Annotated in this window: 18 protein-coding genes and 2 pseudogenes; 11 read left to right on the forward strand and 9 right to left on the reverse strand. The window is 73.3% G+C overall.

The window, feature by feature from the left end:
* Positions 1-37: 37 nt before the first annotated feature.
* Positions 38-319, reverse strand: coding sequence for a hypothetical protein (locus ACIOJE_RS17485; protein WP_400777069.1), 282 nt, complete (start codon positions 317-319; stop codon positions 38-40).
* A gap of 209 nt (positions 320-528) precedes the next feature.
* Here ACIOJE_RS17485 and ACIOJE_RS17490 point away from each other — a divergent pair, with 209 nt between their 5' ends.
* Entirely contained in the window at positions 529-1110 is a 582-nt protein-coding gene (locus tag ACIOJE_RS17490; protein WP_280683063.1) for a hypothetical protein, read from the forward strand.
* Here ACIOJE_RS17490 and ACIOJE_RS17495 read toward each other — a convergent pair.
* Positions 1107-3869 carry a BTAD domain-containing putative transcriptional regulator gene (locus tag ACIOJE_RS17495; protein WP_400777070.1) on the reverse strand — a complete coding sequence of 921 codons (2763 nt, stop codon included), beginning with the start codon at positions 3867-3869 and terminating at the stop codon, positions 1107-1109. The two genes, ACIOJE_RS17490 and ACIOJE_RS17495, sit on opposite strands and share 4 nt — an antisense overlap.
* A 51-nt stretch (positions 3870-3920) precedes the next feature.
* On the opposite strand from ACIOJE_RS17495, the pseudogene ACIOJE_RS17500 reads away from it, so the two are divergent.
* A pseudogene (locus tag ACIOJE_RS17500) lies at positions 3921-4079 on the forward strand (DUF1304 family protein); the annotation flags it as partial.
* Positions 4076-4657: a TetR/AcrR family transcriptional regulator gene (locus tag ACIOJE_RS17505; RefSeq protein WP_400777072.1), complete on the forward strand. Its 582-nt coding sequence runs from the start codon at positions 4076-4078 to the stop codon at positions 4655-4657. The pseudogene ACIOJE_RS17500 and the gene ACIOJE_RS17505, both read left to right, overlap by 4 nt.
* A gap of 45 nt (positions 4658-4702) precedes the next feature.
* Here ACIOJE_RS17505 and ACIOJE_RS17510 read toward each other — a convergent pair whose 3' ends face one another.
* On the reverse strand, positions 4703-5950 hold the full coding sequence (locus ACIOJE_RS17510; RefSeq protein WP_400777073.1) for an alpha/beta hydrolase family protein: 1248 nt from the start codon (positions 5948-5950) through the stop codon (positions 4703-4705).
* Positions 5951-6211: 261 nt separating this feature from the next.
* Between ACIOJE_RS17510 and ACIOJE_RS17515 the strand changes: the two genes are divergently transcribed.
* Positions 6212-6880, forward strand: coding sequence for a cutinase family protein (locus ACIOJE_RS17515; protein WP_280683057.1), 669 nt, complete (start codon positions 6212-6214; stop codon positions 6878-6880).
* A 234-nt stretch (positions 6881-7114) separates the two neighbouring features.
* On the opposite strand, the gene ACIOJE_RS17520 is transcribed toward ACIOJE_RS17515, so the two are convergent.
* The 3 genes from ACIOJE_RS17520 to ACIOJE_RS17530 all read right to left on the reverse strand — a co-directional run bounded on the left by ACIOJE_RS17520 (position 7115) and on the right by ACIOJE_RS17530 (position 10536).
* Positions 7115-8185 (reverse strand): BTAD domain-containing putative transcriptional regulator, encoded by a 1071-nt coding sequence (locus ACIOJE_RS17520; RefSeq protein ID WP_400777076.1) that lies wholly within the window; start codon positions 8183-8185, stop codon positions 7115-7117.
* Between the two features lie 218 nt (positions 8186-8403).
* Positions 8404-9756 (reverse strand): serine/threonine-protein kinase, encoded by a 1353-nt coding sequence (locus tag ACIOJE_RS17525; protein ID WP_400777078.1) that lies wholly within the window; start codon positions 9754-9756, stop codon positions 8404-8406.
* A gap of 12 nt (positions 9757-9768) precedes the next feature.
* The gene (locus ACIOJE_RS17530) at positions 9769-10536 is read right to left on the reverse strand and encodes a serine/threonine protein kinase (RefSeq protein ID WP_280683052.1); all 768 of its coding nucleotides are present in this window, start codon (positions 10534-10536) and stop codon (positions 9769-9771) included.
* A gap of 389 nt (positions 10537-10925) precedes the next feature.
* On the opposite strand from ACIOJE_RS17530, the gene ACIOJE_RS17535 reads away from it, so the two are divergent.
* The 6 genes from ACIOJE_RS17535 (at position 10926) to ACIOJE_RS17560 (ending at position 17219) form a co-directional block, all read left to right on the forward strand.
* Positions 10926-11288, forward strand: a complete 363-nt coding sequence (locus ACIOJE_RS17535; RefSeq protein ID WP_280683051.1) for a hypothetical protein — start codon at positions 10926-10928, stop codon at positions 11286-11288.
* 363 nt (positions 11289-11651) lie between these two features.
* On the forward strand, positions 11652-12401 hold the full coding sequence (locus ACIOJE_RS17540) for a DUF4232 domain-containing protein (RefSeq protein WP_400777080.1): 750 nt from the start codon (positions 11652-11654) through the stop codon (positions 12399-12401).
* 189 nt (positions 12402-12590) lie between these two features.
* Entirely contained in the window at positions 12591-13325 is a 735-nt protein-coding gene (locus ACIOJE_RS17545) for a hypothetical protein (protein ID WP_280683048.1), read from the forward strand.
* Positions 13322-14236, forward strand: a complete 915-nt coding sequence (locus ACIOJE_RS17550) for a glutathione synthase (protein WP_280683045.1) — start codon at positions 13322-13324, stop codon at positions 14234-14236. The genes ACIOJE_RS17545 and ACIOJE_RS17550 overlap by 4 nt, the downstream gene beginning before the upstream one ends.
* Before the next feature lie 187 nt (positions 14237-14423).
* Positions 14424-16622 (forward strand): NEW3 domain-containing protein, encoded by a 2199-nt coding sequence (locus tag ACIOJE_RS17555; RefSeq protein WP_400777082.1) that lies wholly within the window; start codon positions 14424-14426, stop codon positions 16620-16622.
* Between the two features lie 150 nt (positions 16623-16772).
* The gene (locus tag ACIOJE_RS17560; RefSeq protein ID WP_400777084.1) at positions 16773-17219 is read left to right on the forward strand and encodes a GNAT family N-acetyltransferase; all 447 of its coding nucleotides are present in this window, start codon (positions 16773-16775) and stop codon (positions 17217-17219) included.
* 347 nt (positions 17220-17566) lie between these two features.
* Here the strand turns inward: ACIOJE_RS17560 and ACIOJE_RS17565 are convergent, their stop codons facing one another.
* Positions 17567-18298 carry an SDR family oxidoreductase gene (locus ACIOJE_RS17565; protein ID WP_400777086.1) on the reverse strand — a complete coding sequence of 244 codons (732 nt, stop codon included), beginning with the start codon at positions 18296-18298 and terminating at the stop codon, positions 17567-17569.
* Between the two features lie 395 nt (positions 18299-18693).
* Here ACIOJE_RS17565 and ACIOJE_RS17570 point away from each other — a divergent pair, with 395 nt between their 5' ends.
* The gene (locus tag ACIOJE_RS17570) at positions 18694-19413 is read left to right on the forward strand and encodes a dienelactone hydrolase family protein (RefSeq protein WP_400777087.1); all 720 of its coding nucleotides are present in this window, start codon (positions 18694-18696) and stop codon (positions 19411-19413) included.
* Between the two features lie 253 nt (positions 19414-19666).
* On the opposite strand, the pseudogene ACIOJE_RS17575 reads toward ACIOJE_RS17570, so the two are convergent.
* Both ACIOJE_RS17575 and ACIOJE_RS17580 read right to left on the reverse strand, forming a co-directional pair.
* A pseudogene (locus tag ACIOJE_RS17575) lies at positions 19667-19765 on the reverse strand (exodeoxyribonuclease III); the annotation flags it as partial.
* A gap of 290 nt (positions 19766-20055) precedes the next feature.
* Positions 20056-20742 (reverse strand): PAS domain-containing protein, encoded by a 687-nt coding sequence (locus tag ACIOJE_RS17580; RefSeq protein ID WP_400675177.1) that lies wholly within the window; start codon positions 20740-20742, stop codon positions 20056-20058.
* Between the last annotated feature and the right edge of the window lie 25 nt (positions 20743-20767).

The raw sequence follows: 20767 nt of genomic DNA on the forward strand, positions 1-20767 counted from the left end.
GGCGGGGGAGTGTCGGGCGAGCCGCCCTGCCGCTCGGTCACCGGAGGCCCTGCCCGTCGGCCAGGAGCGTGAGGTCGGCCGGGGCACCGGCCCCGGGCAGGAACAGCCGGACCCCGCTGCGCGAGGTGTCCGACGGCCGCAGGTCGGGGTCGTACGCCACCGCCGGCCGCGCCGGCTCCGCCTGGTGCGACTGGTGCGCCCGCACCGGGTCGCGCGTGGGCGGTGGGACGCGCACCGCGAGGGCCCCGGCCGTGACGAGGCCGAGGGTCGCCGCGGCGCAGAGCAGGGTGGTCCGCCGCCGTGTCGCCGTACTGGTCACGATCGTCTCTCCCAGGAGCTGATGCCGGTTCGGGCCGGATGCGGACGGCCGCAACGGTGTGCGGGCCGGGATTCGCCCCGTTGAACGGATGCCGTGTGTCACGGGTTCAGACCGGATCGGGGCAGGTCGAACCCCGGAGGGTGCGCCGTCCGTGCTACTGGCTGAGGCCGGTCGGCAGCCGGCACGAGGACGGACGCGGGAGGACAGCGATGGCCTGGTACCAGGGGCCGAGCCGGATCACGGTGACGGCGGTGGAGGGGCAGTATCCGCAGCGGGCGGTGGTGACCGTCCGGGGCGCCGCTCCGGTGGAGATCCCCGGCGAGGTCGGCGCCGTCCACCTCGTCGACGCGCAGAGCTGGCAGCTCGAACTGGAGCACCACCTCCAGGGTGAGTGGTGCCCCAACATCCGTGCCGTCCAGGGCCGGTGGCAGGAGATCAGGGGCGTGTCGACGCAGGTCGTGCACAGCCGCAACCGCGACCGGGCCGGCGACCGCCAGGGCCGCAACCTGGAGCTGCGGATCGAGCGGGTCGCGCCGGACGGTGACAAGCCCTCGGCCTCGACCGCCGCCCCCACCGCGCGCCGGACCACCGCCGCGCACCAGACGCCGGCGAGGTCGGCCGGCCCGGCCGCGCCGCGTACGACGGCCGGACCGGCGAGCGGTGCCACGACCCCGGGCGTGCGGACGAGCACCTCGGGCTCCGAGTCCGACTTCCTGCGGCCCGCCGCCCCGGGTGGCCGGGTCACCGGCACGGGAGGCGCGAGCCGTGCGACCACCTCGTGGAGCCGCTAGGGGAAGCAGCGCGCCAGCCGGGTCTGCACCCGTTCCACCTGGCGGGTCATCCGGCCCTGCTCGGCGGCCAGTTCCAGGGCCCGCTCCCAGTGCCGGCGTGCCTCGGCCCGGAGCCCCCGGTCGTACATCACCTGCCCGATGAAGTCGGCGAAGTCGAACTCCGCGTGGGCCTGGTTGCCCTGGGCCCGGCCGAGTTCCAGCACCCGGTGGATCTGCGCCACGGCCTCGTCCGACCGCCCCAGCGCACGCAGGACCTGGGCGTGGGTCTTGGTCGAGATCACCAGGTACGGATCCGACTCGCGCCCGGCCAGCAGGGCCAGCGACTCCTCGATCGGATCCAGCGCCTCTGCGGCCCGGTCCGCCCTGAACAGGGTGTGCGCCAGGTTGTTGAGTGCCTGGGACAGCAGCCGGGGGTCGCCGTGGGCCCGAGCGTGGGCCACCGCCTCGGTGACTCCCTCCAGGGCCCTCCCGGGCTCGGCGTAGTCGTCCGCGAAGCTCGTCCGCATGCTGAGGTAGCGGTGTCTCAGGACCGGGAGGCTCTCCGGGTCGGCGGCGGCGACGGCGCGCTCGGACTGTTCCAGGGCCTCCGACCGTCGGCCCAGCCAGCCCAGCGACAGGCTGTGGTTGGAGTACAGGTGCGGCCAGTTCGAGGCGGTGCCGGCGGCCTCGGCGGCGGTGAGCGCCTGCCGCGCCGCCTCCTCCCAGGCGTGGAACAGGCCGGCGTCGAGGTAGAGGTAGCCGGCGTTCTCGACCATTCGGCAGCCGTGTTCGTGGGCTCCCCACCGGTGGGCCAGCGAGATCAGGGCGCGGACGGTCGGCTCCTCGGTCCGGAACCAGGCCAGCGCGTCCGCGGAGGTCCCGAACCCGGGCGCGCCCCCGGTCGGCCGGTGGGCGGGCCGGTGGTGGCGGGCCTCCGGCCGGGCGAGGACGAGCCCGGCGGCGGTCGCGGCGAGGTAGTGGTCGACGAGCCTGGTCAGGGCTGCCGCCCGGGTGGCGGCCGGGAGTTCCTCGGCGGCGTGCCGGGCGTGCAGCCGGATCAGGTCATGGCGTTCGAAGCGGCCCGGTGCGCTCTCCTCGATCAGGTGCGCCAGGTGCAGCAGCTCCAGCCAGGCGGCGGCCGCCCGTCGGTCGGTCCCGGCCAGCGAGGCCGCCGCGGCGGTGTCGACCTGTTGGCCCGGGTGGACGCCGAGCAACCGGAACAGCTCGACGGCCGGCTCCGGCAGCGTGCGGACCGTCAGTTCCAGGGCCGCCGCGACGCTCAGTGCGCCCTGGGTGGCCAGCGCGGCCAGTCGGGAGCGCTCGTCGGAGAGCTCGCCGGCCAGGGTGGCGACCCGCCAGTGCGGCCGGGTCGCCAGTCGCGAGCCGGCGATCCGCAGCGCGAGCGGCAGCCCCTCGCACAGCTCGACCACCCGCTCCGCCGCCTCCCGTTCGGCCTCCAGTCGCGGTCGGCCGGTGACCCCGGCCAGCACACCGAAGGCCTCCTGCGCGTCGAGCGACTCCAGGGACAGCGCCCGCGCACCCCCGACCTCCAGCAACCCGGTGAGCCGGTGTCGGCTGGTCACCACGACGACGCAGCCCGGCTCGGTCGGCAGCAGCGGGAGCACCTGTTCGGTGTCCCGCGCGTTCTCCAGCACGAGCAGCACCCGGCGGCCGGCCAACAGCGTCCGGTACGCCTCGGTCAGCTCCTCCCAGCGGGCCGGGAGGGCGGCGTCCTCGGTGCCGAGCGCCCGCAGCAGTTCGGCGAGCGCCTGCTCCGGACTCAGCGGCTCGGTCTCGTCGAAGCCCCGGAGGTTGACGCCGATCCGTCCGTCCGGGAACGCGGCGGCGTTCCGGTGCGCCCAGCGCAGCACGAGCGCCGTCTTGCCGACCCCGGCCGGGCCGGTCACCAGGAGCAGCCGCCGATCGCCGCCGGCAGCGGTGCCCAGGTTGCCCCGCGTGCCGCTCTGCTCGCCCAGCCAGGCGAGTTCGACCTCCCGTCCGACGAATCGGCCGGGCTCGCGCGGCAGCCGGGCCGGGGCGGCCGGGGGCCGGGCCGCGGCGTCGGACCGGATCCGGTCGAGCGCCTCCCGGAGGCCGGTGCCGGGGTCGATCCCGGTCTCCTCGGCCAGCCGCCGGCGGGTCGCCTCGAACACGGCGACGGCCTCGGCGGGCCGGCCCTCCTGGTGCAGGCAGAGCATGGCGAGCCGGACCAGCGACTCGCGCAGCGGATGCTCGGCCACCGCCTCGGTGAGCGCGGCGGTCACCGTCCCGCCCTGCCCGGTGCGCAGCAGCCGTTCGGCGAGCTGCTCCAGGGCCTCGACCCGCAGGGTCTCCAGCCGGGCCGCGGCGCCGTCGCGCAGCGCGGTGGACCCGCAGTCGTCGAGTGCGGGGCCCCGTCGGAGCGCGACGGCCTCGCGCAGCAGCGGTACGGCCGTCCCGTCGACGGGCTCGGTGCGGGCGCGGTCGAGCAGGCGTCTCAGCCGGTGGGCGTCGATCAGGTCCGGATCGGCGCGCAGCACGTAGCCCGGGGCACGGGTCTCCAGGAGCAGGCCGTCGTCGAGCAGGGTGCGCAGCTTGGCGATGTGGCCCTGCAGCGCGGCGCGCGCGGTGGGCGGTGGGGCGTGGTCCCAGGCCAGGTCGAGCAGCCGCTCGACCGGGACGACGCGGTTGGCGTCCAGGGCGAGCGCCGTCAGAACGGCGCGGCGCCGGGCGCCTCCGATGTGGACGGTGGTGCCCCCGGGGGTCCGCAGCTCCAACGGTCCCAGCAGCAGAATCCGCACGGCGCTCCTGTGGTCTGATCCGTTCTCGGCCCCCGGGCGTGCACCTTACCGGTCGCCGGCGGCTCGACCGGCCACCAGGCGCAGCTCTTCTTCCTGGTCTGCGTGGTCGTGGCCGGCCTGTACGGCGGCGCGACCGCGAACTGCCGCATCCTGGTGGCCCAGGCGCTGCCCGGGGCGCTCGCGCTCGGCGCCGTCCTGCTCGCCGGATGAGCGCCGCCCGGGAGCCCAGGGCTGCCCAGGACCCGAGGGCCGAACGCACCCGGGCCGCGCTGCGCCGGACGCTGCTGGACGAGTGCGCCGAGCGCCCGTTGGCGGAGGTCAACGTGGCCGCGCTGGTGCGCCGGGCCGGGGTCGGCCGGGCCACCTTCTACGTGCACTACGCCGACCCGGAGGCGCTCGCGGTGGACGCCTGCGCCGACGTCGTCCGCGCGGCCGTGGACGCCCTGCACGCCTGGCGCGGCGTGCCCGACCCGGCCGTCCCGCCGCCCGCGCTCACCGGGTTCTTCGCCGAACTGGCCCCGCACGCCCCGCTCTACCGTGCCCTGCTGGCCCCGGGCGGCGGAGGCCCGCTGGGCCTGGTGCTCACCCGCGACCTGCGCGAGCGCAGCCGTACCGAGCGGGCTCTCGCGGGGGCCCCGGAACCGGATCTGGTGGCCGCCGCCGTGGCCGGCGCCTTCACCGGCGGGCTCGGGGACTGGCTGCACGGCCGGATCGAGGCGGGCCCGGAGCGGATCGCCCACCAGGTCTGGCGGCTGCTGATCTCCTTTCACCGCACGCCGCAGCTCTGAGCGCCGGGTGGGCGGCCGCACCCCCGTGGCGGCCGCCCGGCGGGCTCACGGCAGGAACGCGACCTCGGGGAACCGGGGTGACGGCCCGTCGAGGAGGTTCCCGCGGCGGTGGCGCAGGTGGAGGTCGAAGAAGGCTGCCGGGTAGGCCTGCTGGATGAGCACGCCGCGGGCCGGGTCGAGGGTGCCGACCATCTGCTGGACCTGCTGGTCGCTGATCCCGAGCAGCTTCGCCGCCTGCGGGATCAGCGTCATGTTGTCGCCGTACGAGGAGTGGACGGCGCCGTCGGCCTGGATGGTGCGCCGCCAGCCGCGCAGGTGGGTCCAGAACTCGGCGGCCGCCGGGTCCTGGGCCCGGGTGAAGACGGCGGTCATCATCAGGAACGGCCGGTCCAGGTCGGTGGTGATGGCCGGCCGGCACTGCATCGGGCCGTCGAGGCTCAGTCCGGCGCGGACCCGGGGGTCGGCGACCATGGTGAGGGCGGTGGCGGTGCCGCCCTTCGACCAGCCGAACATGCCGATGTCGAGCGGGTCCAGGGCGCCGAGCAGGCCGTCGGGGAGGGCCTGGCCGTCGACGTCGGGGTTGCGCCCGGCAGCGAGGTCCTGGACGCGGTCGAGTATGAAGAGCAGGTCGGCGGCGTAGTCGTGCGGGGAGAGGATGTGGTCGCGGTCCACGTCGGCCCGGGTGACGACGCGGCCGTCGGGGAACTGGGTGACGCCGTCGTAGGTGTGGTCGACGGTGACCACGACGTAGCCGCGGCTGGCGAGTTCCTGGACGACGATCGTGTGGTCGCCCCGGTGGCTGCCCGCACCGTGCGAGTAGACGACGACGGGCAGGCGGTGGCCGAAGCGGTGGACGGGCGCGCTCAGGTGGCCCGAGGTGAGCGGGGCGAGGGAGAGCGGGAGCGGGAAGCCGGCGTCGTCCAGGAAGGCGCGCAGGGCGCCGTCGGCCATCCAGGGGGCGAGCGGGCGGTCATCGGCGTTCCGGGCGGGGTACCAGACGCTCGCCATCAGCTCGCGGTAGTGGCCGGCGCCGGCGATCGGGTCCGGGCGGGAGGTGTCGCGCAGGTGCAGGGCGACGGTGCCGACCGGGTGCGGCCCGGTGGGTTCGGGCAGGGTGAGCCGCCCGGGGGCGGGAGCGGTGCCTCCGTCCCCGGCGGAGGGTGCGGTCGGCGCCGCCGCCCGGGCGGTGGTGGCCAGGCCGAGCGGGGTGGCGACGCCCAAGGCCAGTGCGGAGCCCAGCATGTGACGACGGCTCAGTCCGGCGGACGGGGTGGTGAACGTGGTGGTGTCCATGCCCGGAACGGTGTCACGCACCGTCAGTCGGACGCATCGGCCCACCGATTGATCTCCCGGTCGCGCGCATTGGCCCAGGGGTTTACATCCCCGGGATGATGCCGTCGCCGCGCCAGGCGACGGCGTCGTGCAGCCGGCCGGCCTGGACGGTGGACTTCATCGGGTTGTCATCGGTCGCTGTCACTGTCGTCCTGTGACCTTGGCCGACCGCGTACCGCATCGGAGCGCGGACGCGTGGGCCAACTGCGTGGGGAGGATCGAATGCGAGCACGAAGGATCGCGGCCGCGTCAGCCGGACTTCTGCTGACGGTCGGGCTGACAGCGGCACAGGGGGCCACGGCACAGGGGGCCACCACACGCGTGGCTGCTCCGTGCGAGGGCACCTACACGATCGTTGTCGGGGGCACCGGCAGCTCGTGGAACAACGACGGCTTCTACGGCAACATCCAGCAGCACGTCGGCTATCCCACCCAGATTCCCAACGGTGCGAGCACGCGGGCAGGCGTCAACGAGCTGAACCGGCTGGTCCGCGACCAGCGCGCCGCGTGCCCCGGCCAGCACGTCAAGATGGCCGGGTACTCCCTGGGGGCCGGGGTGGTGCACGTCTGGGTCACCGAGAACTGGCAGACCTTCGACAACGTCAACGCCATCCTCGTCGCGGACCCCAAGCGCCAGGGCCCTCCCGGTGCCAATGGCGGAGCGGTGCCGTTCGGCGGCATCATCGGCGCTCCGCTCGCCGGTGCCGACAGGTTCTTCGGCAACGTGCCCGTCAAGACGATCTGCCACTGGGACTACGTCTGCGACGAGTCCGCCGGTATCTGGACCTACCCGAACAACCACGTCAAGAACTACCCCGAAGACTTCAACATGGATCACCACAACGACAGTGCCAACGAGCAGTGGTACAACGGCGCCTGGTACCCCTGGTAACCACGGAACGCCGGTCGGCCGAGTCCGTGGCCGAACCCCTTCACCACCTGTCGGTGGCCGGGACCATCCGGCCACCGACAGGTGGTGATCTGTTTGCGCCGCTCGGGATGACGTGTGATCGCGGTCTCTTCATCGGGGTGTCGTCGGCCCTCCCTCATGTGACCGCGTTCAACGTGCGGGCACGCCGGAACTCCGACCATGGTCTCCGGCGTGCCCCGACGGCTGTCGGCCCGGTCACCGGGTGGCTCCGGTGAGGCCGAGGCCGGCTTCGTCCCCGCGCAGAATCATCTGGTGCGTCCGCCGCAGCATCCGACTCGGAGGAACCCCCAGGTCGTCGGCCAGACGGCGGCGGGCGCGGTCGAACACGGCCAAGGCGTCCGCCTGTCGGCCGCTGCGGTACAGCGCACGCATCAGCAGCGCGGCCACCAGCTCGTTCAGGGGGTGCTCCGCGGACAGGGCGAACAACTCGGCGATCGCCTCGGAGTACTGGCCCAGCCGCAGCTGCCATTCCACCTTCCGTTGTGCGACGGCGATCCTGCGCTCGGCGAGCCGCAGCCGCTCCAGCTCGGCGAGCGGGCCGGGCAGGCCGGCCAGGAGCTCCCCGCGAAACAGGTCCAGCGCCTGGGAACAGAGGCGGACCGCCTCGGTCGGGTCGCCCGCCCGATGGGCCGTTCCGGCGTCGGCGACCAGGTTCTCCATGCGCGCCAGGTCCACTTCGGCCGCGCCGGAGACCAGCCGGTAGCCACACCGGTCGTGCTCGATCACCGAGTCCGGGCTGTCCCCGATGCGCAGGATCTTGCGCAGCCGGTAGATGTGGACCGGCACCACGTTCGTGACCGGCTGCTCCAACCCCCATGCCCCGTCGAGCAGTTCCTGCTGGCTGACGGTGCGCCCCCCGCGCAGCGCCAGCACCGCCAGTACGGCCTGCTGGCGCAGATGCCCCAGGTCCAGGGACCGCCCGTCCTGCCATGCCCGCAGCGGTCCGAGCACGGAGATCTGCACCTTCGGTCCGGCCGCTCGGTCGGCGGCGCTGCGCGGCACCGGGCTCGCCACCTGCGTACGGGGGCCGCAGCCGGGGGAGACCAGTCCGCAGTCGAAGGCGTGGACGATGGCGGCGGCCCGGTCGCGCAGCCCGAGTTTCACGAGGATTCGCGCGAGGTGTCCGGCGACGGCGTCCTCGGAGACGGCAAGGGCGGCGGCGATCTCGTCGTCCCGCAGGCCGCAGCCGACCGCGTGGAGCACCTTGCGCTCTTGATGCCCGAGCACGGCGACGCTCGGCCGGCTGGTGGTGGCGGTCGTCGGCATCGCTGCTCCCTGTGCTCTGGGCCGGCCGGTCTGGCGGACGCCGTCGACAAGGTAGTGAGGGGAGCGCCGGGCAGGGAATCCGGAACGATCCGGAGTAGCACGCGCGACGGTCCCCGATGGACCGGCGCGCGCCTGTGAGCAACACCCGGTACGACGCTGTGATCCTCGCCCCCGGACGGTCCACTGACTCCGGTCCACCCGGGAGTTCCCCGTGCAGGTCAGGGGCAGCGGAGGAGGGTGGGGCGGTCCTTGGTGCGGACGGCGGGGAGCCAGGCGGTGGTGGGGCCGGGGAGGTGGATGCGGTACCAGACGGTGGAGGTGAGGTCTTCCTCGTTGATGACGGGCAGGCCGGTGGGGAGTTGGCAGTCGGCGTCGAGGGTGTCGTTGTTCCAGACGCGCGTGGGGATGACGTTCTCGGCGGTGTAGGGACGCAGGGGGTCGACGGCGAGACCGAGGCTGCACCGGGGATCGCGGTCGGTGCGGTCCTGGCAGCCGCGTTCGGCGTTGAAGACCCGGATGCGGGCGGGGTGTGCGGCCGGGTCGGGGCGCGGCCAGAGGGCGGTGGCGGTGACGGCGGCCGTGGCGCAGGCGGCGAGGGCGAGCAGGGCGGTGCGCGGCCGTGGCCGGCGTGGGCGGCGGCCGGACTGGTGGGCGCGGATCCGGGCGAGCAGGCTTTCGGCGGTGTGCGGGGCGCGGGCGGCGTGGGTGGGGGCGAGGCAGTCGGCGGCGAGGGCGCGCCAGAACGGGGGGACGGCGGGGGCCAGGCGCAGGGCGGCGCGGCCTTCGGCGTACTGCTGGGCGGCGGCGTTGCGGGCGGTGGGGGTGGCGCCGGGGAAGGGCGGGACGCCGGCGGCGAACACCTCGTGGATCACGATGCCGAGCGCCCAGATGTCGGCGGTGGTGCGGATCTTGACGCCGTGTTCGCCGAGCGGTGCCTTCCAGCGCTCCGGCGGGAGGTAGTCGGGGGTGCCCATGGGCGCGCAGTGGCCGTGGGTGCCGGTGAGTTCGATGGCGAGGCCGAAGTCGGAGAGGCGGACCTCGCCGTCCCGGCCGATGAGGACGTTCTCGGGTTTGAGGTCGGTGTGGACCCAGCCGGAGCGGTGCAGGTGGGCCAGGCCCTCGCAGATGCCGGCGATGATCCGGGCGCCCCGGGCCTCGTCGACGCCGGTGGCGAGCAGGTCGCGCAGGGTGCACCGGGCACGCTCCATGACCAGGACGATCGCGCCGTCGAGCGCGGGGCGGTCGGGGGCGGCCAGGGTGAGGGTGTCGAGCAGGCGGACCAGCCGGGGGTGCGGGGCGGTGCGGGCCAACTCGGCTTCACGGTGGGCGGCTTCGGCGACCTGGCGGGCCTGGCGGGGGGCGAGTCCGGCGGTCGGCAGCACCTTGAGGGCGATCGTGTCGTCCACCCCGTCGGCGCCGTCCGAACCAGCAGTGCCCTCGGCCCGGCGGGCGGCGTAGACGGTCGCCCAACCGCCCTCGCCGATGGGCCCGGTGACGGTCCACTCGCCGACCCGGTGGCCGGGCGGCAGCAGCTCCTCGCCGTCCCCACAGAAGGCCAGATCGTGCACCATCGGAGCCTCTCCCTATCGTCCGGGCTCGGCGGCTTCGGGGCGCGGCAGGAGCGCGAGGTGCTCCTCGCGGACGATGCCGAACTTCAGGGCGATTCCGACGACGGCCTCGCGTTTGCCGTTGCGGCGGTCCGCGCGGCCCGCGTCGCCGGGCATGTCGATACGGAGTTTCTCGTCGGCGAGGTAGTCGAGGTGCGAGCTGACCGCGCGGGCGGTGAGCCGGGCGCAGGCGGGGTGGCCACGCAGCCGCGCGACCACCTGGGGGGTGGTGGGCACGGCGGCGGGGGACCGGTCGCGCAGCCACGGTTCGCAGAGCGCGACCAGGACCAGGAAGTAGGTGGCGGTCTCGTCCAGCGAGTACGCCGTCATGGTGCGGCTCTCCCAGGAGCCGGCGCCGCGGGCGTGCGGGTCCAGGTAGACGTGGTCGGGTGCGAACACCTGGAAGGACAGCGGCGTTTCACGCCGCGAGGGCAGCACCACCCGGGAGAACTCGAACGGGATCGGTGCGCCGATCCGCCGCGGCGGCACCCGCAGGTACTCGCCGGCACCCTCCGGGTTCTCCACCAGGTAGGCGTGGGTGCTGCTGAGGTTGCTCAACTGCCAGTGGTCGTCGGTCGCGTGGATCTCGCCGGCGAGCCGGGAGACCGTCTCGTCGCCGAGTCGGAGCTCCACCGGCGTGCCGGCGGAGCCGCGGCCGAAGCGCGCCCGCTCTCCCGGGCCGAGCCGCAAGGTCACCGCGTCCTCGCCGTTCCCCTCCGGCAGGTGGACGAGAATCCCGCTCACCGTTCCTCCGTCCCGCGCACCGCTCCCCCGTTTCGCGTGCCGACCGTTGCCAGACGGACGAACGCTACCTCTTTGCGCATGACGATAAACCGTACGGTGGCGCAGGCCACTTGACGGGGAAACCGGGGCGCGGTCGCGCGGGGCGTGCCGGCAGTGGGAGCCGATGCGCCGTCAACAGGGGCCGAAGCAGGGGGTGCGGGACCGCGCGGTACCGGCCCGGTCCTTCAGCGGCGATGGCCGGCTCGGGCACCGTGGTCGGTGGTCGCGTGGATGGCGTGGCGACGCGCCGGAGTTCACTCGAACGAGTGATTGTTACTCTGCGCACATTGTCGGACACTCAACGTATTCGGGGAGTTCGTGGGAGCTCTCCCGGGGCGAGGGGAGTCGTCATGACTGCAGCCGAATCTTCCAGCACCGAGGTGCCGCGGATCGCGAACAGTTCGCAGGCCGCCGAACGGGACCAGAGCCTCGCGGCGATCGGCGGCAACGTCGGCGCCGTGTGGCGGGGTTGGTGGACGTGGACCCCGGGGAACGGGACGTTCAACCTCCAGATCGCCTGGAACGCCATCGGGATCGACTCGACGGTCGTCATCACGGCCTCCGAGATCGACGGCAACGGGAACCGGTTCGTCGGCGCGGCGCCCTTCCAGGTGTCGAGCATCGCCCCCGGCAACGGCGTGGTGACGTTCAAGATCAACATCGGCTGGAGCAGCCCGCTGCGGATGCGCACCGACGTCCTGGTCCTCAACTGAGCACCGCTCTCCGGTCGCACCGGCCGGGGACCGCGCCGGTCCGGTGACGATCGGCAGGGCCCGCCCCGTGGCGGCTCCGGGTTCGCCCGAGCCGCCACGGGGCGCCCGTCTTCCCCGCGGGAACCCTCCCGCCGCAGAGCCCGGTCGAGCGCAACCGCCCGTCCGGGACAGCCCCTAGAGCCGGAGGCAGGGTGGCGAGCCCGGAGTGCGCCGTGTCAACCCCGCAGCACCTGACTGAATGTCACAGTCCGATCCTCATGTTGTCCTGACGATTGTGACGCCACGCCTGCCACCGAAAGCCGTCGGCCGACCGTCCTCTGGTGTGTCCACGCAGTCAGCACACACCGCCACCGAGGAGCCACCATGTCCGTCCGCCGTCGTCGCCCGCTGCTCGTCTCCGCCGTCCTCGTGGCCGGGGCGGGGCTCGCATTGACCGCCTGCGGGCCCGACAACGCCGACTCGGCCGGCGGCACGACGGCCGCCTCGCCCGCCACGGTGGCCGCCGCGCCGTCGCGGGCGGGCAGCCCGACCGCCGGTGCTCCCGCAGCGGGCGCACCGGCCACGGGAGCGGCATCGCCCACCGCTCCGCACGCGGCGCGTACGCCGTCCGGCGCGAGCCCGTCGAGCAGCGCCCGGCCCGACGGCGGGAGTGCCGCGGCCGGCGCCCACCCGTGCGACATCGGCAACCTCTCGATCCACGTGACGGCACGCGCCGGGGCACCCAGCCAGCGGGTGATCGAGGTGCACAACACCGGTGCGACCGCCTGCAGTCTGAGCTCCACCCCGGGGGTCGACCTGGGCAACTCCACCGCCCGCGACCAGAGCAACAACATCAAGCCGATACTCGCCAGCGGCACCTTGCGGTTCCCCGTCCCGGCGGGCCAGAGCGCCTACGCCGTGATCGACCTCGACCCGAGCGGCGCCACCACCGGCACCGCCCCCGGCATCAACGAGCTCAACGTGCTGGTCGACGACGAGGGCACCAACATGCCCCTCGCGAACACCCGGAACTTCCCGCTCAACGGCGACGCGCGGGTCCTGAACCCCCAGATGGGCATCTACCGGGCCAGCGTGGCGGAAGCGGTCGCCTCCATGGCGGCCGCCGGCAAGTAGCCCCGCCGGCCGCCGAACTCCGGGCGGGCACGGGGCCGATCACCCTCGTCCCGCAGAGCCCGGCCACGGCGGCCATCGCGGACGAGAACGGGCAGCAGGTCGCGAGCGCGTCCTGGACCCGGGATCCGTCGGACAGCGCCCTGCGCGACGAGGACCCCGACGAGCGGACGAGCGGGGAGTAGGCGCCCCATGTGGCTCGTGCTCTGTGACCCCGGCGACCTCGCGGGGATGTGGGCGTACGCGGGGCTGCGGCGGCGCGGACTGGCCCCGCTGGAACTGCTCTCCCCCGGGGACCTGCTCTTCTCGGCACGGTCGGTGCACCGCGTCGACGAGTCCGGCGCGAGCTTCGAGGTCGACCTGCCGGACGGGCGCGTCCTGGCCAGCCGCGACGTCGACGGCGTGCTCAACCGGGCGGGCTACGCCCGGGTCGGGGCGCTCGCGTTCGCCACCGAGGCCGACGCCGGCTACGCGCGGGAGGAGTTGGGCGCGCTCCTGCTCAGCCTGCTCGGGTGCCTCGCCCCGGTCGCGGTCAACCGCCCCTGTGCGACCGGACTTTCGGGCGCGTGGCGGCCGCCCGCGGAGTGGACCGTGCTCGCGGCTCGGGCGGGGCTGCCGGCGGCGCCGGTGCGACTGTCGAACCGCTCGGAACGGGAGCCGCCACCGCCGGGGCCCGACGAAGGCCGCGTGCTGGTGCTCGGCGAGCAGGTCTTCGGTGCGCGGGTTCCGGACGAGTACGCGCAGGCGTGCGTCCGGCTCGCGCGGCTCGCCGGGACCGACCTGCTGGGGATCGACCTGCGTCGCGACGGCGGCCACCGGACGGTCTTCGGGGGAGCGGACCCGATGCCCGACCTCCGCCTCGGCGGTGACGCGTTCCTGGACCGCCTGCTCGACCGCCTCACCGCGCTGCCGGCGGCCTTCCGGTGATCACCGTCTGCGGCATCGCGAGCGAGTCGCCGATCGCCCGGGTCACCGCCGAACTCGACGGCCTCGCACTGCCCTACACCGTCCTCCACCAACGACGCTTCGCGGACCTGCCGTTCGAGATCGAGGTCAGCGGCACCGGGATCCGGGGTCGGCTGGGCCTGAACGGCCGATCCGTCGACTGCGCCGAGGTGACCGGCATCTACTCCCGGCTGATGGACTGGCGCCGCCTGCCCGAACTGCGCGACGCGGGCGGGGACGTCGAGCGGCACTGCCGGTCCTGGCACGCGGCCCTGAGCATGTGGATCGACCTCGCCCCGGGGTGCGTGATGAACCGGGCGGAGGCGATGGCGTCGAACCTGTCCAAGCCCTATCAGGCGCAGCTCATCCGGGAGGCCGGATTCCGGGTGCCGGAGACCCTGGTCACCAACGACCCCGAGCTCGTCCACGAGTTCCGGGCGCGCCACGGCGAACTGGTCTACGAGTCGATCAGCTGCCTGCGCTCCATCGTCCAGCCCCTCGACGCCGCCGCGATCGACCGGCTGCCGCTCATCCGCGCCTGCCCGGTGCAGTTCCAGCGGTACGTCAAGGGCGCCGACATCCGGGTGCACACCGTCCCCGGCGAGGTGTTCGCCACCCGGATCGAGACCGACCGCGTCGACTACCGCTACGCCCACCGCGACGGCGGCCGGGCCGACCTCTCCCCGTGGCAGCTGCCCGACGACCTGGCCGAGCGCTGCCTGCTCCTGGCCGAACGGCTCGGGCTGGCCCTCGCCGGCATCGACCTGTTGCTGGCCGACGACGGCGAGGTCTACTGCTTCGAGGTCAACCCCAGCCCGGCCTTCAGCTACTTCGAGTCCTGCACGGGCCAGCCGATCGCCCGCGCCATCGCCCTCTCCCTCGCCCGTCGCTGAGCCCGTCGCTGAGCCCGAGCCGCGTCACCGCGCGGCGCTCGGCTGCGTGTTTGCCCGTCCATGGATGTTCATTTCTGCTTATTTTGACTGACCTATTGTCAACTGTGAGCAGCAGAGCGTAGAAACGCTCTCGGCTGTCCGGACCGGCCGCTCCATCCGAGGCTCAACCGACACTATGAGGTTGCCCATGGCTCCCCCCATCGCCCGGCGACTGCGTGCTGCTCTCGCCGGCACCTGCGCGCTCGCCACCGCGTCCGCAGGACTGCTAGTGACGGCCCCCACCGCCACCGCCGCCCCTGCCCCAGCCGTCGCCTCCAGCGCGGGCTCGGCCGGCGCGGCGGCCCAGTACCCGAACTACGCCCCGACGCCGCCCATGGGCTGGAACGACTGGTCCTACTACCAGTGCGGCATCGACGAGAAGGTGATCCTCGACAACGCCCGCGCGCTGGTCAGCAGCGGTCTGGCCGCCAAGGGCTACGACACCGTCACCACCGACGACTGCTGGATGGCCCACAGCCGCGACGCCTCCGGCACACTGGTCTCCGACCCCGTCAAGTTCCCGCACGGCATGGACTACGTCGGCGCCCAGATCCACGCGCTCGGGCTGAAGTTCGGGATCTACGAGGACGCCGGCACCGCCACCTGCGGCGGTTACCCCGGCTCCCTGAACCACTGGCAGCAGGACGCCGACCTCTTCGCCGCCTGGGGCGTGGACTACGTGAAACTCGACGGCTGCAACGTGCCCGACATCGCGGGACAGACCAGCGAGCAGACCTACCACGACGCCTACGCGGCGATGAGCCGGGCGATGCTGAACACCGGCCGCCCGATGGTCTACTCGGTGTCCGCCCCGGCCTACTTCGAGGGCGGGGCCGACTGGCGCACCGTCATCGGCTGGTCGGCGCAGGTCGGCAACCTGTGGCGCGAGGGCGCGGACACCGCGCTCGGCCAGGAGAGCGGCGCGGCGAAGTGGAACGCGATCACCTACAACTACGGCTACAACGTCGGCCTGGCCGACCTGCAGAGCCCCGGGCGCTGGAACGACCCCGACTTCCTGCTCGCCGGTGACGCGGGCCTGACCCGTGACGAGATCCAGAGCCAGATGTCGCTGTGGTCGGTGATGGCGGCGCCGCTGATCTCCAGCACCGACCTGAGCCACCTGTCCGCCGACGCGCTGGCGGTGCTCGGCAACGCGGACGTGATCGCCGTGGACCAGGATGCGCTGGGCGTCCAGGGCCGCATCGTCCAGCAGGGCAGCGGCTACCACGTCCTGTCCCGGCCGCTGGCCAACGGCGACCGGGCCGTGGCGCTGTTCAACTCCTCCGACTCCGCGCAGACGATCACCACCACGGCCGCCGCCGCGGGCCTGGCCCACGCCTCCTCGTACCGGCTCCAGGACCTGGTGACCAAGAACGTCACCCAGAGCACCGGCACCATCTCCGCCGACGTCCCGCCGCACGCCACGGTGCTGTACCGGGTCCGCGCCGGAGGCACCGACCAGGTGCAGCCCGCCACCGCGATCACCTGGAAGGACGTCAGCACTCCCGCTGCGCCCGGCACCTACCAGGTCAGCCTCACCGACCTCGGTTCCACCGGCCTGTCCGACACCCGGCTGTCCGTGACGGCGCCCCAGGGCTGGCGGGTCTCTCCCGCGAGCGCGGACCTGAAGCGGGTGCGTCCCGGCGCCAGCGCCTCGGCCACCGTCACCGTGACCGCGCCCAAGGCCGCGCCCGGCACCACCGTCTCCACGATCACCGCCACCGCCACCTACCGCGCGGGCGCGGCCGGCGCGGGATCGGCCAGCGGCCCGCTGACGCTCACCACCACCGTCCCCTACCCCGGCCTCGCGGCAGCCTTCAACAACGTCGGCGTGACGAAGGAGAGCGACCCCGCCCCGGGCGACTTCGACTCCACCGGTGACAGTTACTCCGCCGACGCGCTGGCCAAGGTCGGGGTGAGCCCCGGATCCACCGTCACCGCCAACGGCCTGAGCTTCACCTGGCCCGCCTCGGCGCCCGGCACCCCCGACAACGTGAGCGCCTCGGGCCAGGCCGTCACCCTCACCGGCCAGGGCAGCGCACTGGCCTTCCTCGGCGCGGAGACCGGCGCGACCTCCGGGCCCGTCACCGTGACCTACACCGACGGAACCACCTCCACGGACACCCTGGGCTTCCCCAACTGGTGCTGCACCCCCGACAACGCGTACGGCGCGCAGACCGCGATCACCACCGACCACCGCAACACCCCGGGCGGACCGGCCAACTACGGCATCAGCTACAAGGTGTTCTCCAACACCGTCCCGCTGACCCCGGGCAAGAGCGTGCAGAGCGTCACGCTGCCCAACGCACCGGCGATCCACCTCTTCGCGCTCTCCTTCAAGCCCTGACACCCCACCAGCGGCCGGCCCGGCCGGGCCGGCCGCGCCCGTCGGCTGATCGCCACCGTCCGCCGCTGGTCGGCCTCCCCCTGATCGGGTCCGGCGGTCCGGGGCGGGGCCGGCCCTCGGGCCCGCCGGGTCGGCTGGCATGCTCTCAGCGTGATCTTCCGTACTGCGACCCGGCAGGACCTGCCCGCGATCATCGCGCTCCTCTCCGACGAGGAAGCCGTGGTCGATCCCCGGACCGTCGAGGTCGATGAGGCGTATGCGCGAGCCTTCGAGGCCGTGGACGGCGACGCGCGCAACGAGCTGGTGGTCCTGGACGAGGGCGACGGTACGGTTCTCGGCTGTCTGCAGCTCACCTACATCCCTGGCCTGGGGCGTCATGGCCAGGAGCGTGCGCTGATCGAGGGCGTGCGGGTACGCGCCGACCGGCGCGGGGTCGGCCTGGGCCGCGAGCTGCTGACCTGGGCCATCGACCGGGCACGCGCCCGCGGCTGCACACTGGTGCAGCTCACCAGCAACAAGCGGCGCACCCAGGCCCACCGTTTCTACGGCTCGCTCGGCTTCACCGCGAGCCACGACGGATTCAAACTGTCGCTGTGATCGCGTGACGCAACAGCGGCCGCACGGGTTCCTCGGGTGTGACCGAGGAGTGGGCCCGTGCGGCCTGGCCCTGTCCCGCCTTCACGGGCGCCTCGCGTGCACATCTCGGCGTTCTGACGGAGGAGTCGGCCGATCCGTGGCAGGCCCGGTGCGAGTCGGCCTTGCACCGGCGGCGGGGCGGGAAGCGTCGGCGCGCCGCCGGGGCCGGCCGGATGGGGTTGGCGGGGTTGCAGGTTCACGTGTTCGGCCGTTGCCTGGTTGGCGTAGTTCTGACGGCGTCCCGGCGGTGTCGGTCCTGGTCCGTCCGATCCGCCCCCGACTCGGCGGCTGCGGTGGAGGGGGCTGGTTCAGGAGAGCCAGTCGGTGTAGTGGGTGGGGGCGATGCGGGCATCGGTCGGGGCGGTGAGGACGTCGCCGTGGGCGGTGGCGAACATGCCGGCGGTGTCATCGGTGACGACCCGGCGTCCGTCGCCCTTGGCGGTCAGGGTGAGCCGGCCGAGTTCGTCGAGGGGGTAGACGTCGGGACCCGCGATGTCGACGACGCCGTTCAGCGGGCTGCCTGCGGCGACTTCGGCGACCGCGCCGGCCACATCCGAGGCGGCGATCGGCTGGATCGGCGTGCGCGGCAGGCGGATGGTGTCGCCGTCGGCGGTCATGGACAGGGTCGCGTCCATGAACTCCATGAACTGCGTGGCGCGGACGATGGAGTACGGGATCGGTCCGGCCTTGAGGATCTCCTCCTGAAGCACCTTCGCCCGGTAGTAGTCCAGATCGGGCACCTGGTCCACGCCGACGATCGAGAGGATGACGAAGTGCCCGACCCCGCCCTTCCGGCTCGCGGCGAGCAGGTTGTCCATCGAGGTCCGGAAGAAGGCGGGCGAGGCGTCGTCGAAGGTCGGGGAATTCGTCAGGTTGACGACGACGTCGGCGCCCGCCACGGCCGCCTCCAGCCCCCGGCCCGTGATGATGTCCACGCCCGTGGACAGGGAGTGCGGTACGGCCTGGTGCCCGGCAGCGTTCAGGTTCTTCACGACCCGTGACCCGATCAGCCCGGTTCCGCCGATGACTGCGACCTTCATGGCATGCACCTTCTTTCGACGACTGGTGTCCAATATGTGCCTTGCAGCGCTATCCCTCTTGTAGTGCCAACCCTCGACGAACGTGACCGTCTCGGCGAGCGGTGCCCGGCCCGTACGGGATCCAGCACCGCCGGCGGCGTGGTTCGGTCGGTTGCCCCGAGCGGCTCTGCGTGGTGTTCCGGCTCCCGGCTCCGGGGCGTCCGGCCACGGAGCCCGCGCAGGAATCCGTTTGGCGGACCACGGCGACCACTGCTACGTTTCCGGAGGCCGTGCGAGAGAACGAGGAGGTGGTACCCGTGAACGCAGTATCGACATGGGTGCTCCCCTCCGGGGTCACGGTCGGGCGATAGGTCGTCCGGGAGCGCCGTTCCAGAGCCCTCCCGAAAGGCACGACCATGCAGTTCACTTCCGAGCAACGCCTCGATGACGGCGTTCTCGAACGCGAATTCACCCTCGGCGAGATCCCGGGCACCCTGTGGACGCCTGGATCCGCACCGGCTCCGCTGATCCTGATGGCCCACAACAACGGCCTGCCCAAGGGGGAACCCCGGCTGGTCGCCCGGGCCCGGCACTGCGCGGCGAACGGCTACGCGGTGGCCGCCATCGACGCCCCCGGGGGCGGTGACCGGCCCCGTTCCGCCGCCGCCGAACAGGCCCGCGCGGACCTCCGCCGGGCGATGCAGGCCGGCGAGCCGGTCGACGAGATCTTCGAGTCCTTCATCGGCCCGCTGGTCGAGAAGGCGGTCCCGGAATGGCGGACCACCCTGGACGCCCTCCTTTCGCTGCCCGAGATCGGCGGCCCGGTGGGGTACTCGGGGTGGACCGCCGTCGGCATTCGGCTGGCCGTGGTCGAGCCGCGCATCGCGGCCGCCGGCTTCTTCGCCGGGGGTTACGTGCCCCGTGCCCAGCGCGAGGAGGCCCGGCAGGTCACCATTCCGCTGCTGTTCCTGCTGCAGTGGGACGACGAAGGGAACCCCCGGCAGCGAGCCCTGGACCTGTTCGACGCCTTCGGCAGCAAGGAGAAGACGCTGCACGCCAACATGGGCGGGCACGTCGGCACCCCGTGGTTCGAGCTGGAGGACGGGGGCCGCTTCTACGACCGGCACCTGAAGTGAGGCCGGGCCGTCAGGCCGTCAGCAGACGGTAGGTGATGCCGGCCAGGATGCTGCCCGTCGAGGACAGGTCTCGGCCCTCCGCGGCCCTTCACACCGCGGGCCCCTGCCACTCGGCAGGGGCCCGCCCTGCCCGACGCCATGAACTGTTCGACTGCGGCCGAGCTTCGAGTGCAGCCCGGGAAGCGGATGGACACCGAGACGCCGAGAGCAGGGCCCCCGGCGTGCGCCGGGGGCTCCGTGAGTGGAGGTCCTGTCAGGACTCGTGGTCGTACGCCGCGGTGACGGGCGCGTGGTCGCTCCAGCGTTCGGCGTGGGTGGCGGCGCGCTCGACGTAGGCTTCGACGGCCTGGCCCCCCACCGACGCCCCGGCCCTGAACGTCACCCGCAGCCGCCTGGGACGCCTCACCCGCCAAGGCTTCCTCACCCAGCCCAGCCGAGGCCGCTACCAGAAACGGACTTAACGCCCTCTCAGGCGCCCCGAAGACGTGCTCAAGTTCCGTCGCATCCCGTGGACGAAGCCACCGCTCCGCTTCCGCAGCTACCGCCGTGGCGACAGCTACCAGTGCGGGCGAGTCGAGGCGCCACTGCTGCCGGTGGAGCGGAACCTCAGCCGTGTGCGGCCCGGGTTCCTTGGGTCCGCGGTCATCCTGATGGTAGGTCGGCCGAACTTGGGCTGGGTGGCCAGACGTCCGGGGCGAGCACACCTGTGATGTACGCGCGGGCCACCAGGGCGGTGCGGTTGGGGACGTGCCAGCGGCGGGTCAGGCTGGTCAGGTGGTAGTTGACGCCGGCGGCGGTCAGGCCGACCTCCCCGGCGATCTGGGCCGTGGTGGCACCCCGGGCCGCCGCGGCGAGGATGCGTGCTTCGATCGGGCTGACCCGCTCGGGTGGACGGGCGGTCGGCGCGGCGGTCGATCGTTCCAGGACGCGCAGCCAGAGCAGCAGTTTCGGTCCCTCGTCCGGCAGGTCGCTGACCGGCTCGATGGTCAGCTCGCCCTGGCGTTCGGCGCCGTCGGCGGCGGTCCACAGCACCTCGATCGGGTACTGGGAGCGGCGGTGCAGCCGGACGGCCTCCACCACCGGGCGCAGTGGCCTGTTGCCCTGCGGCCGGAGCAGATCCAGGATCTTGCGTCCGCTCAATTGCCCGGGCAGTACGCCCAGTTCGGTGCCCATTGCCCGATTGACGACCATGATGTGTCCGGCCGCCTCGCACACCGCGATCGGCAGCGGCAGGTGGTCGAACAACTGCAGGAACCGGTTGCGCCAGAGGATCGCGAGCTCGCGCGGGTCGTCCGGGAGCGCCGCCCTGGGTGTCAGATCGTGATCCACAACGCACTCCGCTCCGTGGCGCATG

This window comes from Kitasatospora sp. NPDC087861 (genome assembly GCF_044742585.1).
GTDB lineage: Bacteria > Actinomycetota > Actinomycetes > Streptomycetales > Streptomycetaceae > Kitasatospora.

Excerpts from the sequence above, each read along its gene's own strand:
- ACIOJE_RS17490 (WP_280683063.1), top strand. The coding sequence starts at position 529 with ATGGCCTGGTACCAGGGGCCGAGCCGGATCACGGTGACGGCGGTGGAG.
- ACIOJE_RS17505 (WP_400777072.1), top strand. The coding sequence starts at position 4,076 with ATGAGCGCCGCCCGGGAGCCCAGGGCTGCCCAGGACCCGAGGGCCGAA.
- ACIOJE_RS17510 (WP_400777073.1), bottom strand. The coding sequence starts at position 5,950 with ATGGACACCACCACGTTCACCACCCCGTCCGCCGGACTGAGCCGTCGT.
- ACIOJE_RS17515 (WP_280683057.1), top strand. The coding sequence starts at position 6,212 with ATGCGAGCACGAAGGATCGCGGCCGCGTCAGCCGGACTTCTGCTGACG.
- ACIOJE_RS17520 (WP_400777076.1), bottom strand. The coding sequence starts at position 8,185 with ATGCCGACGACCGCCACCACCAGCCGGCCGAGCGTCGCCGTGCTCGGG.
- ACIOJE_RS17525 (WP_400777078.1), bottom strand. The coding sequence starts at position 9,756 with ATGGTGCACGATCTGGCCTTCTGTGGGGACGGCGAGGAGCTGCTGCCG.
- ACIOJE_RS17535 (WP_280683051.1), top strand. The coding sequence starts at position 10,926 with ATGACTGCAGCCGAATCTTCCAGCACCGAGGTGCCGCGGATCGCGAAC.
- ACIOJE_RS17540 (WP_400777080.1), top strand. The coding sequence starts at position 11,652 with ATGTCCGTCCGCCGTCGTCGCCCGCTGCTCGTCTCCGCCGTCCTCGTG.
- ACIOJE_RS17545 (WP_280683048.1), top strand. The coding sequence starts at position 12,591 with ATGTGGCTCGTGCTCTGTGACCCCGGCGACCTCGCGGGGATGTGGGCG.
- ACIOJE_RS17555 (WP_400777082.1), top strand. The coding sequence starts at position 14,424 with ATGGCTCCCCCCATCGCCCGGCGACTGCGTGCTGCTCTCGCCGGCACC.
- ACIOJE_RS17565 (WP_400777086.1), bottom strand. The coding sequence starts at position 18,298 with ATGAAGGTCGCAGTCATCGGCGGAACCGGGCTGATCGGGTCACGGGTC.
- ACIOJE_RS17570 (WP_400777087.1), top strand. The coding sequence starts at position 18,694 with ATGCAGTTCACTTCCGAGCAACGCCTCGATGACGGCGTTCTCGAACGC.